Below are 15,134 nucleotides of genomic sequence, written 5' to 3' on the forward strand. Positions count from 1 at the left end.
GGTGACGATACCGGCGGCAGCGTTGACCACCCCGTCGGCGGTCCCGACGCCCGCGTACAGTGTCCGCGTGGCTCGTATCCTGCTGCTGTGCTGGCGTGACAGCACCCATCCCCAGGGCGGTGGCAGCGAACGCTACCTCGAGCACGTCGCGGACGGCCTCGCCGGCGCCGGGCACACCGTCGTCTACCGGACCTCGCGCTCACCGGGTGCGGCCCGCTCCGCCACCACCGGGGCCGGGGTGCGGTTCAGCCGGACCGGTGGGCGGTTCACCGTCTATCCCCGCGCGCTGCTGGCGATCCTGTTCGGCAGGATCGGACTGGGGCCACTCGGTGTCCTGAGGCAGCCCGACGTCGTCGTCGACACCCAGAACGGCGTCCCCTTCTTCTCCCGCCTCGCCACCACCGCGCCCGTCGTGGTGCTGGTCCACCACATCCACCGTGAGCAGTGGCCGGTGGCCGGGTGGCTGGTCGCGCGGATCGGCTGGTGGATCGAGTCGTGGCTGTCCCCGCGCGTGCACTCGCGCAGTCAGTACGTGACCGTGTCGCTCCCCTCGGCCGACGAGCTCGCCGGGCTCGGCGTGGACCCCGCGCGCATCGCCGTGGTGCGCAACGGACTCGACCCGCTCCCGGCGGACGTCGAGCCGGGCGAGCCGGCCGCGCACGAGGGCCCCGGCACTGACACCGACACCGCCGCCCCGCGGTTGGTCGTGTTGTCCCGGCTGGTGCCGCACAAGCACGTCGAGGACGCCCTCGACGTGGTCGCCACCCTGCGCGCGAGCAGGCCCGGCCTGGTGCTGGACGTCATCGGCAGCGGCTGGTGGTCCGACCGACTGCGTGAGTACGCCGCCGAGCGCGGGCTCCTCGTCCCCGCGCCGGGCTCGGGTGCCGGCACGGGCCCCGGCCCGGACGCGGGTTCGGTCGTGTTCCACGGGCACGTCGACGAGTCCACCAAGCACCGCATCCTCGCCGGCGCCACACTGCATCTCATGCCCTCCCGCAAGGAAGGCTGGGGTCTGGCGGTGTCCGAGGCCGCGCAGCACGGGGTGCCCACCGTCGGCTACCACCACGCGGCGGGACTACGGGACTCGATCGACGACGGCGAGACGGGCCTCCTCGTGGACGATGTCGCGGCCATGACCCTGGCCACCGATCGCCTCCTGGCGGACCCCGACCTGCGGGGGCGCATGGGCGAAGCCGCGCGCCGCAAGGCCGCGGGACTGTCCTGGCCCGCCACCGGATCGGCGATGGCGCAGGTCCTCCGGGCGGTCACCGAGGGCCGGCGCGTGAGCGGTGTGATCAGCGGCCAGGCCGGCTGACCGGTCCTCCCGCGGCGTGCGCGTCCCGGCGCGCCGTGGTGGTCGCGGCAGGAACGCCGGCGACGGCAATGGCAACGACCAGGGCGAGGACCAGCGTGAGCAGCCACAGCGCGTGCGCCGCCAGCACCCATCCGCGGGCCGACGCCGGAGCCGCGGGCTCGGCGGCGGCCTCCCATCGGGCATCCGCCCCACCCGGCCCGTTCGGCGCGGCCAGCTCGTGCAGGACGAGTTCGGAGCCGGTGAACCTCGTCGTCGTCGACTCCTGCGGCGTCGCGGCCAGCGTCCGCGCCGCCCGCCCGCGCGGGCCGGCGGACGTGCGCTCGTCGAGCACCCACCGCACCCCCAGTCCGGCCAGGACGCTCGGATCGTCCCCTCGCAGCAGCGCCTCGGTGGCCCGCCTCGCGCGATCACCCTCGCCCGGCACCGCGGCCGCGTCGTCGCCGGCAGCCCCGCCGACGACCAGGTCTCCGGGCACCAGCACGCGGGTGTCGAGCAGTCGGGGCGCCGGATCGAGCACCGCCGCGCCGCCCGCCCACAACGGCGTCGAGCGGAAGGACCCCGCCGGCAGGACCAGCAGGTCACCGGGCCTCCCGTCGACGATCCGCGCCACCTGCTCCCAGTCCTGGCCGTAGGTGACCGGCCGCAGCTGGTCCCACAGGGCGCGCGGGGCGTCGGGGACGGCGGCGACGGCCACCGCCGTGAGCAGCAGGCCCGCCCCGGCCGGTCGGAGTCGCCCGGCCAGCTCGCGGGCGGCGAAGGCGAGCGCCAGCACGGTCGCCGGGAGCGCCAGTGCGACGAACTTCTGGGTGTCGCGCAGCAGACCCGCGCCGGGGACCGCGGCGACGACGGTCTCCAGCGCGGCCAGGCCCGGCCCCGTCGCGGCGGCCGCCACCAGCAGCCACGTCCCGACCGCCAGCGGTACCGTCGCCCGCACCACCGGATCGCGGCGCGCCCGCCACACCCCGCGCGCCGCCACCACCCACACCACGAGCAGCAGGACGAGCGCCACGGCCGCCCACCACGTTGACCGCGACGGCGGCACCGCCTCCGAGTTCCAGATTCCGCCCAGGGCGACCACTGATCCGAGGGTGCCGATGCCGGGCTCGGCGCGGGCGGCGAACGCGCTCACGCCCGTGCCGGCGGTCGGCGCGGTGCCGGTCCCGGCCGGGGCGAGTGCGGTCGCGAGCAGCCACGGCAGCGCGGTGACCACGGCCGTGGCGACCAACGCCAGCGCTGCACAGACGCGCCGGCCCGGCCGCGCGGCGGGACCCGCACTATCACCGGCACTGTCACCGCCACCCGCACCGCCGCTGAACAGCGACACCGTCGCGACGACGACCGCGAGGACCCAGCCCGTCGGCGTGAGCCCCGCCGCGGCCAGCGCCGCGCACGCCGCCGCCACCCGGCGCCGACCGGGCGCGCCACCGAGGGCGCCGGAGGAGGCCAACAACACCGGCATCGACATCACCGCCGCCGTCCCGGCCAGCACGGACCAGTGCCCCTGCAGCAGCCGCTCCACCACGAACGGGTTCCACACCGCCCCCACCACGGCGGTCAGGCGCAGCCAGAGCCCGGACAGCCCCGCGGCCGCGTCGCCGGGCAGGACCCGGCGCACCAGCGCCCCCGCCGCCACCGCCAACCAGATGCAGAACACGGCGGTGAGAACGCCGGTCAGCGGCCACACCGGCAACCCCACCGCCTGCAGCGCGCGGGTCGCCCACACCACCGCCACGTCCTGGGGCACCGCCCGCGCCGCCGACTCCCCCAGCCCGAGCGCGGCGTCCGACAGGGGCGGTGTCGGCGTGGCCACCCAGTCCCTGAGCAGGGGGAACCCGGGCCGCGCCACCCCCGCCAGCAGCAGGGCGGTCACCACCGCCCCCACGGCCGCGTCCACCGCAGCGTCCCTCCCGGTGGATCGCAAGGTCACGCGACGGGAACCGACAGCGGACGACATGCGCTCATTCCACCACGCCCGCGCGCGGGGCCCGCCGCCACCGCGCGGCCGCGCCGCCGGCGGCCAGCCACCGGGCCACCGCGGCTGCCCCCTACGATTCCCGGTGTGGACCATCAGGCGCGCGAGGAGGCACCCGGCACCGCCACCAGGCGCTTCCTGACCGGCGCGGGGGCGGTGACGGCCGGGTCGATGCTGGCCAACATCGCCGCCTACCTGCTGCACCTACCGGCCTCCCGGTGGTTGGGGCCCGAGGGCTACGGCGCCTTCGCCGCCCTGCTCTCCGCGCAGCTGCTGGTCGCCGTTCCGTCACTGGCGTTGCAGGCGGTCGTTGCCCGCGACCACGTGCGCGGAGTACCGGACGGGGTCCTGCGCTCGCTCGGCAGACGGGTCGCGCTCCTGGTCGCGGTGGTCGCCGCACTGGCGGTCGTCCCGGTGTCGCTGCTGCTGGACACCCCCGTCCTGGCCACCGCCGCCGCGCTGGCCCCCGGCCCGGTGCTCTGTCTGCTCACCACCGAGCAGGGCGTGCTGCAGGGCGCCGAACGGTTCCGCGCCCTCGGTGGAGTGCTCGCCCTGGCCGGCGCCGGCAAGGTGGTGCCGGCCGTCGCGGTCCTCGCCGCGGGCGGGGGCGTGGGGCTCGCGCTCGCGGCCGGGGCCGTCGGCGTGACGGTGGCCTGGCTGGTGGCGGGGTGGATCTCGACACTCGGGCCCGGGGCGTGGCGACCGCCGACCGGGACCTCCTCGACCTCACCCGGCGTCGCGGCGGTGCTTGCGGCCGGTCAGGTGCAGCTCGTGATGATGGCCCTGACCTCCGTCGACCTGCTCCTCGCACGTGCCCTGCTGTCCCCGGGGGACGCCGGCCGCTACGCGCTCGGGGCGGTCGCCGCCAAGGCCGCGTTCTGGCTGCCCCAGGCCGTGGGCACCGTCCTCTACCCGCGGATGGCCGATCCGGCCGGGCACCGGGGCGCGGTCCGTTCCGCGGTGGGCGTCCTGCTGGGCATCGGTGCCGTCGTGGTGATCGGTGCCGCCGCGGCCGCCCCGCTCGTGCCGGTGGTCGTCGGCGAGGCCTACCGGCCCGTCGCCGGACTGCTGTGGGCGTTCGCCGCCCTGGGCGTGACACTGAGCGTGCTGCAGGCGTTCCTGCTGGCGAGCATCGCCTCCGACCGGACGGTGGAGGCCGCGATCGCCTGGTGCGGGCTGGTGCTCACCGCCGTCGCGGTGTGGCTCGCGCCCCGCGGCGTCGAGAGCGTCCTGGGCGCGACACTCGTCGCGGTCGCCCTCACCACGGTCGCCGCAGGCTGGCGGGCGCTGCGCGTGCGCCCCGCCTGAGGCGAGGGCGCCGAGCGGGCCGCGCCCTCGAGCCGAGCCACGTCGCCTATCCGTTGGCGACTCACCTACCGGATCCGCTAGGTGGCGCGTGATCCGATAGGCGGAGCGGCTGGCGGAGCGGCTGGCGGAGCGGGATCGCCGAGGCCGGCTGCGGGTTCGCAGCGCCCGATCCGACGGACAGATCGCGGGAGCCGGGCGGCTGGTGTCCCCGACGGTCGCGCGGCGGTCGCGGTCGGCTGCGCGGCGGCTGCGCGGCGGTCGCGGGTCCGTCACCCAACGAGAAGAGCGTTCCGCACACTCCCTCTCGGGTGTTGTGTGCGGAACGCTCTCGGCGATCCTCCGGGTGCGGCCCCCGCTCCGGACAGGGCGGGGGCCGCGGGGTAGGACGAATCAGGCGCGGGTCCGGGTGGTCCGTCCGCCGGTGCCGCCGCGGCTCCCGCGCAGGCCCAGCACGATGCCACCGATCAGCGAGAGCAGGCCGAGGATGCCCAGCACCGCCGGGACGACGCGACCGAACGTGTTGAGCGTGTCCGCGCTGTCCTGCGCCGCGGCCAGGGTGCTCTCCTGGGTCTCGTCATTCCAGCCGGACTGGAAGCGGACGGCCGTGCGGGTCGGCTCGGCCTTCTCCTCCTCGAGACGGGCCTTGTCGGAGAAGAAGGCGTCGGCCTCGGCCTGGTCCTCGGCGAAGAACTGGAAGATGTCCTCCTTGCCGTTGATGATCTGGCCGGTCGCCGGGTTCACGTACACCGTGCGGGTGTTGGTGTAGAAGCGCCGCATGTCGACCTCGCGCTCGGGGTCACCCTCGAGGCCCCACTGGCCGGCGGTCATGCCCTCGCGGCGGTAGCTGGCCAGGACCGACTCCACGGCGGGGTCGTAGCCGTCGGAGATCGAGGCGAAGTGGTCGCGGATCGAGGACCACATGTCGATCGGGCCGAGGTCCTGGGTGAACTCGTAGGCCTCGATCCCACCGACGGACGTCTCGCCGACGAACTCGATCGGGTTGGTGGTGAAGGTGCTGGCGTCGAAGTAGTCGTAGGCCCGCTGCTCGGTGTCGAACGGGAACTTGTACTGCAGACCCTCGCGGACGAAGCCCGTGGGGGCGGTGTCGTCGGCGCCGCCGGCGACGACCTGCAGGGTGCTGGTGGCCTCGTCGACCGGCTGCGCCGTGACGCGGTCCAGCGTGATGCGGTCGACGGTGGCGTTGATCAGGGACTCGACCTCGTCGCCGCCCGCGATGTCCTCGCGCAGCAACGACTGGGCGGCCTGCAGGGTGATGACGTCGGCGTCCGACGGCTCGACGGCCATCACCCGACGCTGCGAGTACAGGGGGATGTCGTTGTCGATGAAGCACGAGACGGGGAACTGCACCTCGGAGTCGTCGGCCTCGGCGCCGTCCTGGGTCTCGACCGCCTCACCCTCGGGCGCGTCGGCCTCTCCCTCGTCCCCGGACGCGGCCTCGGCCCCGTCCTCGGGGCGGCACTCGGGCCGGTCCGCGTTGAGCTCGGTGGGTGCGTTGCCCGCCAGTGCCCTGCCCACGAGGACCGCCCCCGGCGCGACCTCGGTGACGGTTGTCGAGTTGATGTCCAGCGGGGTCTTCTTCTGCGCCGGCACCACGAAGAACACGAGCGCCAGTGCGATAGTGATCAAGAATGCGCCGAGCCCGACGAGGACCAGCGCGGGCACTGACGACCTCCGTCCCGCGGAACTGCTCTGTCGTGCCATCGGTTGTCCTCCTGGAGTCGCGCCCTCGGTCCGTGGTCACGCCCGGGTAACGTCCCCGGGTCGGCTGCCAGACCGGACCATCATCAGGAGAAGATTAACAGTGATGAAGAACGCATTTGGCACCCCCGACCACCGAGTCGGGACACTGCCCTCGGCGACGGGCTTCGTGCCGGCGCTCGAGGGGCTCCGTGCGGTCGCCGCGTTCGGCGTTCTCACCACCCATGTCGCGTTCCAGACCGGGGCCTCGACGGGGTCGTTCCTCAACCGCGTCTGGGGCCGATTCGACCTGTCCGTGGCCGTGTTCTTCGCTCTGTCGGGCTTCCTGCTGTGGCGCGCGCACGCTCTGCACGCACGCCGGGGAGGCACGGGGACCGCCCGGTCCGCCCGCGACTATCTGCGCTCCCGACTGGTGCGGATCATGCCCGCGTATCTGGTCCTGGTGGCCGCGGTGTTCCTGCTGATCCCCCGGAACGCACGGAGCTCCGCCAGCACGTGGACGTCCAACCTGACACTCACCCAGGTGTACGTCCCGGACTCCCTCGTCGAGGGGCTCACGCACGCGTGGTCGCTGTCCGTGGAGATGAGCTTCTATCTGGTGCTGCCGTTGCTGTGGTGGGCGCTCGCGGGCCTGCGCGGGCGGGCGGCGCGGTGGCGCATCCCGGCGATCGCGGTCGTGGGGGTGGCGAGCCTGGGGTGGGCGCTCCTGCCGTGGTACGAGCTGGGTCTGCACGACCGGCTCAACGACCAGATCCTGCCGCCGGCGTTCGCGTCGTGGTTCGCGGCGGGGATGATCCTGGCCGAACTCGCCTGCGCCCCGCCCGGACGGGCGGCGGCGCTGGCCCGCCACCGCCACGCACGGTGGGGGTGGTGGGCGGTCGCGGCCGCGGCGTTCCTGGTGAGCACGGTGCCGCAGTGGTTCACCGAGGGGTTCGTGCACCCGTCGGGTCCGGAGTTCGCGATCCGCACCGCGCTCGGCGCCGTGGTGGCGTTCTGCCTCCTGGCCCCGGCCGCGCTCGCCCCGGCCGGCGCGCCGTCCACCGCCCCCGCCGGCCCGGGCACCGCGGACGGCGGCGGGCTGCGCTTCGCCGTTCTCGGCTCGACCGTCCTCACGACCCTGGGTCGGTGGTCGTACGGCGTGTTCCTGTGGCACGTCCTGGTCCTGCACTTCGCGTTCCAGATCGCGGCGGTGCCCATGTTCTCCGGACAGATGCTGCGGATCTGGCTGGTGACCGCGGTGGTCTCGACGGTGGTCGCGGCGGCCGGCTACGCGTTGGTCGAGGTGCCGGCCGGACGCTGGCTGGCACCCCGGCGCGCCCCGCGCGGACGGCCCGCGGACGGCCAGCTCGCGGCCAGCCCGGCGCAGACGAGCCCCGCCACCGTCGCGACCTGAGGCCCCCACCCGTCACCGGCGTAGCCCAGTGGGTCCGGCCACGGGGCGCGGGACAGCACCGCGGCGCCGGCGACGATCCCCGCCCCGGCCCCCATGACGAGCAGGTGCCGGGCCCGCCCCACCCCGAGGTACCGGCTCGCCACCAGCGCGCCGACGGTCAGCCCGGCGGTCAGCGCCAGGCCGACGGGTCCGGCCACCGCGAACCCGAGCGTGGCGGTCGCGGCGACCGTCAGCGGTCCGCGCCCCCGCCACGGCGCGGCGCGGGCCCCCGCCCGGTCGCGGCTGCCGCGGACGAGGAACAGCAGCAGGACCAGCAGCAGTGCGAGCGGCCCGGTGAGCAGCGCCGCACGGTACGGCGCGTCGAGCGGCACGGTGAGGACGAGGGTGGCGCCGGTGGTGGTGGCGGGCAGCACCCAGCCCTGCTTCCACCCGTCGACGGTGACCGGACGCGGGTCGGTCAGCTCGGTGCCGTCGTCGGCGACGAGCCGGGCCTGCCATGCGGGCGTGACGGATTCGGGGATCACCAGGACGCGTTCGCGCGGCGCGGACGGCACGCGCAGTTCGCGCCGCGAGTCGTCCCACAGCGCGGTGGCGACGGCCCGGGCGGGGTGCGGGGCACCACCGAGGATCGGAGAGGGGCCGCCCCCGGTGCCTCCCGTGCGGCTCCCGGTTCCCGGGTCGACGACGACGAGGCCCACCGTGTCCACGGAGAACGCCTGACCCGGGTCCACCGAGACCTCCTGCGGTCCCGCGTCCAGCCGGACGGCGGAGTCGTCGCAGAGCTCGGCCGTGACCGCGCGGCCCTCGAGCAGCGCCCGTCGGCTGGCGGTGATCCGCGTGCCGACGACCCGGTCGCCGAGGTGCAGCTTCGGCCCGTCCCGGCAGGTCAGGGTGACGGGCTCGTCGTCGGCGGCGGGCAGCGCGCCGATGCGGGCGCCGGTGGGGTCCTGTACCCACACCTCGGCGATGCCGGTGGGCAGCCGCGCGCCGGTGGGACCGCGCACGTCCCGGGTGTCGTCGACGCGGACGGTGATCCGATCGGTGTGGTCGGCGGGGACGTCGACGACGACGGAGCCGTCCTCCTCCGGGGTGAGCGTGGCCAGGTCGACGCGGGTGCGTTGGACCCCGGTGTCGACGGTGATGACCTCGGGCGCGGCGGGGGCCGCGGAGCGGGGTGCCCAGAGGCGGAGCGAGCCGACGAGCTGGCGACCGGGCAGGCTCAGGGCGAGCGACGGCGCGGGAACGTCCGGCGCGTGCCAGCTGGTGGAACGGTCGCCGTCGACGGCCGCCGACGGCCTGCCCGCGGGGTCGTCCACGAGCGACTCGCCCGTCGCGCGGACCTGCCGTGCGCGGGTGGCCGGGTCCCCGCGCAGGACGTCGTCGAGGGCGGGGCCGGGACGTGGGCGCACGAGCAGTCGCGGGATCACTGTCGTGGCGGCGGGGACGTCGAGCAGGCGGGCGAAGCGGCCCGGTTCCTCGGGGTCGATCGCCAGGCCGGGGGCGCACCTGGCGGCGCCGGTGGACTCCTCGGCCCCGGCGAGTCCCTCGACCGGGCTGCCGGCGTGGACGCAGTCCGAGCGGCCGGACAGTTCCTGGCGCAGCAGCCAGCCGGACGGCGCGCGGGAGTCCTCGGGCCGGCCGGGCAGGGCGATGGTCCGTAGCAGTGGGATGTCCTGGCCACCGGCGGTCAGTCCGATCTCGGAGACCTCGAGGTAGGTGCCGCGGCCGCCGTCGGCGAAGCCCGTGGCCGTCACCCTGACCCGCCCGGTGGGGCCGGGCGGAAGTGGCACGGAGGTCTGTTCGCCCACCGCGGGGAACACCGTCGTGGTTCCGGTGTCGGTGCGCACCTCCAGTCTGCTGACGGGCGGTCCGGCGGCGGGGTCCGGGACGGTCAGCGTCAGGACGCCGCGGTCGAGGGGCTCGGGCAGGTCGATCTCGATCCATTCACCGAACGCGGACCCGTACCCGCCGGATCGCCAGGCGGTGTCGGGATCACCGTCGACGGCGGCGGCGACGGAGTGCGCCGGCCTCACCGGTCCGGTCTGGGCCGAGTCGGCCGCCGAGGACGACACCGTGACCCGGGCGTCCCACCATCGGGCCCGCGTGAGAGCCGGGTCGTCCTCGGCGACGGTCGCCGGGTAGTCGGGGACCGTGCCGCGGCTGCGGCGGGGGTCGCCCTCGGCCCGGACGGCCGAGGAGTTGTGGTCGACCCGGCCGAAGTCGGTCTCGCGATCCGCCGGGGAGTCCGTCAAGACCGGGCCGGTGGAGTTCAGCGGCCGCGGCCGCGGGAACGGATCAGACGCCGGGTCGACGCCGGCGGCGAGCGCGTCGGCCTCGAGCAGGCGCGTGACCCGGGACGGCGAGCCGACGGTGTCCTGAGACGCCAGCAGGTCGTCCAACCGGGACAGTGATTCGGGCCCTCCGGCGACGACCTGGAGGTCGCGGAGTTCCACCGTGTACGGCGCGGTCGCCGAGCGGGGCGGTCCGGGCGGCGCCGCATCCGATCCCAGTCGTGAGTCGACCCGGTAGATCTCGATCGCCGGATAGGCCGGCCGCAGCCCGGAATCGGGCACCACGACCACCTCGTCGTCGTTCCTGGCACCGTCGTCACCAACCCCGTCGTCACCAACCCCGTCGTCACCGACCCGGGATCCCCCGACGGGGTCGCCGAACTCGGCGACCTTTACCAACCCGGGCGAGCCGTCGATCGCCTGGTGCACCAGCGCCGGGCGCGGCGCGGCGGCGTCCTCGGACAGGTCGTTGCGCACCACGAGGAACCCGACGCCCAGCGACGCCAGTGTGGCGGCCATCCCGGGCGCGGCGCGGCCGTCGGCCAGTCGTTGCTGCACGGCGTCGAGGGCGCGGATCGCGGGGGCCGGCTGCAGCGGCACGGAGTCGCGGACCGCCCACGGCGTCCGGGCCAGCGGCTGCAGGGGTTCGTCCCGGGTGACCCCCCACACCTGGCGGGCGAACGACGCGCCGGGGACCACGAGCGCACGCGTGGTGCCGGCCGGGTCGGACTCCCCGTCCTCCCCGTCCTCCCCGTCCTCGCCGTCCGCACCCGGCCGGTCCACCGGCGCGTTCTCCGACAGCCACCGCGCCGCCTCCGGCCAGTGGTCGGGCAGCGCCTCGTGGGCGCCCACCGGCGCGAGCCTGCCCAGCCACGCCGGGGCCACCGACACACCCGCGGCCAACACGACCACCATCGCCACCGCCACCGACCGGTGGCGCTCCGGGTGCGCCAGCGCGTCCACGACGCGGACGCGGGGGGTCTCGCCCGGGGCGGCCCCGTCGCCGCCCCGCGCGAGTCCCGCGAGCAGACAGGACACCAGGTGGGCGACGCCCAGTACCAGCGGCAACCGCAGTAGCGGCTCGAACTTGTGGACGTTGCGCAGCGCGGCGCCCGGGCCGTCGAGGACGGCGCGCAGGGTCTCGGCGAGGCCGCCACCGGCGGGCCCGACCCACGGCGCCGCCATCGCCACCAGGCCGACGGCGCCGATCACCAGCAGCCGGCCCCGTGCGGGCATCCCGCGCCACAGCAACCCCACGACGCCGGCCGCGGCGAGCACCCCGGTGGCCAGGACGAACACCGGCTCGCTCGTGAGGTCCGCGCCGGCGGTCCGGTCGGTCGACACGAACGGGACCCACGTCGAGGCGCCACGCAGCACCTCGGTCACCGAGGACCACCGGGTGGTGACCTGAGCCGACTCGATGTAGTCGAGGAACGGGGGCGAGACCCGGCCGAGCAGCACCAACGGCACCGCCCACCACACGCACACCGCCGCAGACAGCGGCAGCCACCACGCGGCGAGCCGCGCCCAGGTGCGGTCCGGACGGTGCAGGGCCCACCACAGCACCGCGGGCAGGCAGGCGGCCGCGGTGGCGACGGCGTTGACCGCACCCATCAGTGCCAACGCCAGCGCGGCACCTGCCCCGCCCCGGCGCGGCGACATCCGCCCCTGCAGTACCCGGATGACCGGCAGCAGCACCCAAGGCGCGAGGGCGACCGGCCAGATCTCCGACGAGATCGAGCCCAGGTCGCCGAGCATGCGCGGCGCGAGCGCGTAGAGGACGCCCGCGACCGGGCGCGTGACGCGGGTGCCGATGCGCAGCGCGGCGGCGACGCGGACCACGCCGACGAAGGCGACGGTCAGCACGACGGCCCACCACAGGCGCTGGGTCAGCCAGGCCGGCATCCCGACCAGGTCGAAGACCGCGAAGAACGGGCCCTGCGGGAACAGGTATCCGTACGCCTGGTTCTGCACCTGGCCGGAGAAGGACAGCCCGGTCCACAGGTGCGTGGCCTGGGCGAGGAAGCGCCCGGGGTCCACGACGAGGTCGTACTTGGTGTCCGGGACGACCAGACCCGGGGCCTGCAGGCACGCCAGCAGGAGAAAAGCGAGGAACGCGACGACCGCGTCACGCGCGCCGGCGCCGAGTCGGGCCCCGCGGATCACCTATGCCGGCGTGAGGGGTTGACGGCTGCGCGGGATCAGCGCGCGCCGTACTCGACCTGGCCCAGCAGGGCCTGGTCGGCCGGCGGCTGCGCGACCTCGGGGATGGAGTTCTCGGCCATGGCGGTGTTGACCCCGAAGGCGACGATGCCGCCGAGGACGATTCCGCCGACTGCGCTGGCGAGCGCTCCGGTACCGAAGCTCATCGGGTTCTCCCTGCGGTTCACGTGACAGTGTCTGACGATGTCTCACGGCGGTGCTGTGGAGCACACCGACGCCGGAAGAGTAGCACCCGCGGCCCGCCGGATCGGTGGAGCGGCTCCCATAAGTCCTTACCGGCGGGTAAGTTGGGTGTGGCACATGACACCGCGCCACACCAGACCGCACCACACCGCACCGCAGAGCGCCCGCCGGGAGGAGACCTGTGACGACGGGGACCAAACGCATCCCACGCGCGATCCGCGAGCAACAGATGCTCGATTCCGCGATCAGCGTGTTCTCCGATCTCGGCTACCGGTCGGCCTCGATGGACACCATCGCCCGCCACGCCAGCATCTCCAAGCCGATGCTGTACCTGTACTACGGCTCCAAGGAGGAACTGTTCGCCGCGTGCGTGGTCCGGGAGTCCGGGCGGCTCATCGACCACCTCACCGACGCCGCGACCGGCAGCGCCGGGCCACGGCGGAGACTCGAGGGCGTCGTCCAGGCGTTCCTGGAGTTCGTCGACCAGCACACGGACTCGTGGAACGTCGTCTACCGTCAGGCATTCGCCGAACCCCAGTTCCGTGAGGAGGTCGAGAAGACCCGGTCGGTCCTGGTGGATCTGACCACCGACCTCCTCGCGCAGAACTCCGTCGACGAGCGCAGCCGCGAGGTGCTCGAGGTCGTCGCGACCGCCCTCGTCGGGGCGGGCGAGGCGGTCGCCGACCGCGTTGCGCACCGCTCGATCCCCACGTCGGTGGCCGCCGGGGTCGTCGTCGAGCTCGCCTGGCGTGGCCTCGCGGGCGACCCAGCGAAGTCACTCACCACCGCCACAGAGGAGAAGCCGTGACCGACACGTCCACCGCCACCGCCCGCCGGTCCGAGGCCGCCCGGACCCTCAGCCCGGCCGACCTCGCCAAGGGCCTGCCCTCCCTGGTCGCCGACCTGCCGTCCGTCCTCAACGGTCTCCGCATCGTCCGCACCTCGCGCAGCAGCCACAAGGTGTCCATCGGCCGCCGCTTCCAGAAGCTCGCGGCCGACCGGCCCGACGCCCCCTTCCTGAAGTTCCTCGGCACCGAGATCACCTACGGGGAGGCCAACCGGCGGGCCAACCGCTTCGCCGAGGTGCTCAGGGCGCGCGGGGTCCAGCGGGGCGACACCGTCGGCATCTGCATGGTCAACCGCACCGAGGTCATGCTCGCGATCCTGGGTGCGGTCAAGGTCGGCGCGTCGGTGGGCCTGCTCAACCACCACCAGCGCGGCGAGGTCCTCGACCATTCGCAGAAGATCATCGAGTCCAAGGTCGTGCTCGTCGGCGCCGAGTGCGCCGAGGCCGTCCAGTCCGTCCCCCGGGAGAACTGGGTCGGCGAGCTCGTCGCCGTCAGCTCCCCGATCGACCTGCCCTTCCGCGAGTTCCGCGCGAACCACCGCCCGGAGGAGCTGTCCGACCTGACCTGGCTGGAGGACGAGCTCGACGCACTGGGCGACGACGTGGGTGACACCAACCCGCCGGAAGCCGACGACACCGTGGGGAACGAGACCGCCTACTACGTCTTCACCTCGGGCACGACGGGCCTGCCCAAGGCCTCGACGATGTCCCATTACCGCTGGAACAAGGCGATGGCCGGGTTCGGCCTGTCGGGCGTGCGGCTGCGCAAGGACGACGTCCTGCTCTGCCCGCTGCCGATGTACCACAACAACGCCCTCACGGTGGGCCTCGGCTGCGTGCTCGCCGCGGGCGCCTGCATGGCGATCGAGGAGCACTTCTCGGCGTCGAAGTTCTGGGATCAGGCCCGCGCGGCCGGCGCGACCGCGGCCATCTACATCGGCGAGATCTGCCGGTACCTGCTCAACCAGGACCCCGGCCCGGGCGACCGCGACCACTCGGTCCGCGTCATGACCGGCAACGGACTGCGCCCGGAGATCTGGCACGAGTTCCAGGAGCGGTTCGGTGTCGGCCGGATCTGCGAGTTCTACGCGGCCAGCGAGTGCAACATCGCGTTCGTCAACGCCTTCAACGTCCCCAGGACCACCGGCTACTGCCCGATGGACTTCGCGATCGTCGACTACGACCCCGAGACGGGCGAGCCCCGCCGGGGCGACGACGGCCGGTTGACCAAGGTCGGCAAGGGCCAGACCGGCCTGCTGATCAGCGGGATCTCCGACTCGCAGCCCTTCGACGGGTACACCGACGCCGAGGCCACGGAGAAGAAGATCGTCCGCGACGCCTTCAGCGACGGCGACGCCTGGTTCGTCTCCGGCGACCTCATGCTCGACCAGGGTCTCAAGCACGCGTCCTTCGTCGACCGTCTGGGCGACACCTTCCGCTGGAAGGGCGAGAACGTGGCCACCACCGAGGTCGAGGCCGCGGTCAGCTCCCTGCCCGAGGTGGACCAGGCCGTGGTCTACGGCGTGGCCGTCCCGGACGCCGACGGCAAGGCGGGAATGGCGGCGGTGCGTCTGCACGACAAGTCCGACTTCGACGGTGCGGCGATGGCGAAGCACCTGCGCGACTCGCTGCCCTCGTACGCGGTACCCCTGTTCGTCCGGCTGTCCAAGGAGCTCGAGCAGACCTCGACCTACAAGAGCCGCAAGAACGAATTACGTGATCAGGCGTTCGACACCTCGAAGTTCGATGACCCGCTCTACGTGTTGTCCAAGGAGAACGGGTACGTCCCGTTCTACGATGGCGCGGAGATCGACGTCGTCGCCGGCACCGTCTGAGTCCCCCCGCCCGACCCGGCCGGCGCCCCCCTACCAGGAGGTCCAGCC

The 15,134-nt window shown here is 74.3% G+C and carries 8 protein-coding genes and 1 pseudogene; 5 read left to right on the plus strand and 4 right to left on the minus strand.

The window, feature by feature from the left end:
* The first annotated feature begins 67 nt into the window (after positions 1–67).
* The gene (locus NR111_RS07425; RefSeq protein WP_256820446.1) at positions 68–1,315 is read left to right on the plus strand and encodes a glycosyltransferase family 4 protein; all 1,248 of its coding nucleotides are present in this window, start codon (positions 68–70) and stop codon (positions 1,313–1,315) included.
* On the opposite strand, the gene NR111_RS07430 is transcribed toward NR111_RS07425, so the two are convergent.
* Entirely contained in the window at positions 1,296–3,269 is a 1,974-nt protein-coding gene (locus tag NR111_RS07430) for a hypothetical protein (RefSeq protein ID WP_256820448.1), read from the minus strand. The two genes, NR111_RS07425 and NR111_RS07430, sit on opposite strands and share 20 nt — an antisense overlap.
* Positions 3,270–3,374: 105 nt before the next feature.
* Here NR111_RS07430 and NR111_RS07435 point away from each other — a divergent pair, with 105 nt between their 5' ends.
* Complete coding sequence (locus NR111_RS07435; protein WP_067715947.1) at positions 3,375–4,595, plus strand: polysaccharide biosynthesis protein; 1,221 nt, start codon at positions 3,375–3,377, stop codon at positions 4,593–4,595.
* Between the two features lie 390 nt (positions 4,596–4,985).
* Here the strand turns inward: NR111_RS07435 and NR111_RS07440 are convergent, their stop codons facing one another.
* Positions 4,986–6,278, minus strand: coding sequence for a DUF3068 domain-containing protein (locus NR111_RS07440; protein WP_256820449.1), 1,293 nt, complete (start codon positions 6,276–6,278; stop codon positions 4,986–4,988).
* 142 nt (positions 6,279–6,420) lie between these two features.
* Here NR111_RS07440 and NR111_RS07445 point away from each other — a divergent pair, with 142 nt between their 5' ends.
* Entirely contained in the window at positions 6,421–7,707 is a 1,287-nt protein-coding gene (locus tag NR111_RS07445; RefSeq protein WP_256820450.1) for an acyltransferase, read from the plus strand.
* 2,168 nt (positions 7,708–9,875) lie between these two features.
* Here NR111_RS07445 and NR111_RS07450 read toward each other — a convergent pair.
* Together NR111_RS07450 and NR111_RS07455 are read right to left on the minus strand one after the other, a co-directional pair.
* Positions 9,876–12,164, minus strand: a pseudogene (locus NR111_RS07450) (DUF3367 domain-containing protein); the annotation flags it as partial.
* Between the two features lie 35 nt (positions 12,165–12,199).
* The gene (locus NR111_RS07455; RefSeq protein ID WP_082923887.1) at positions 12,200–12,367 is read right to left on the minus strand and encodes a DUF2613 domain-containing protein; all 168 of its coding nucleotides are present in this window, start codon (positions 12,365–12,367) and stop codon (positions 12,200–12,202) included.
* A 218-nt stretch (positions 12,368–12,585) separates the two neighbouring features.
* Between NR111_RS07455 and NR111_RS07460 the strand changes: the two genes are divergently transcribed.
* Positions 12,586–13,212, plus strand: a complete 627-nt coding sequence (locus NR111_RS07460; RefSeq protein ID WP_082923886.1) for a TetR/AcrR family transcriptional regulator — start codon at positions 12,586–12,588, stop codon at positions 13,210–13,212.
* A complete protein-coding gene (locus NR111_RS07465) occupies positions 13,209–15,086 on the plus strand; it encodes a long-chain-acyl-CoA synthetase (protein ID WP_256820451.1) in 1,878 nt (625 codons plus the stop codon). The genes NR111_RS07460 and NR111_RS07465 overlap by 4 nt, the downstream gene beginning before the upstream one ends.
* Positions 15,087–15,134 lie beyond the last annotated feature (48 nt).

Source organism: Dietzia sp. Die43, assembly GCF_024519835.1.
GTDB lineage: Bacteria > Actinomycetota > Actinomycetes > Mycobacteriales > Mycobacteriaceae > Dietzia > Dietzia kunjamensis.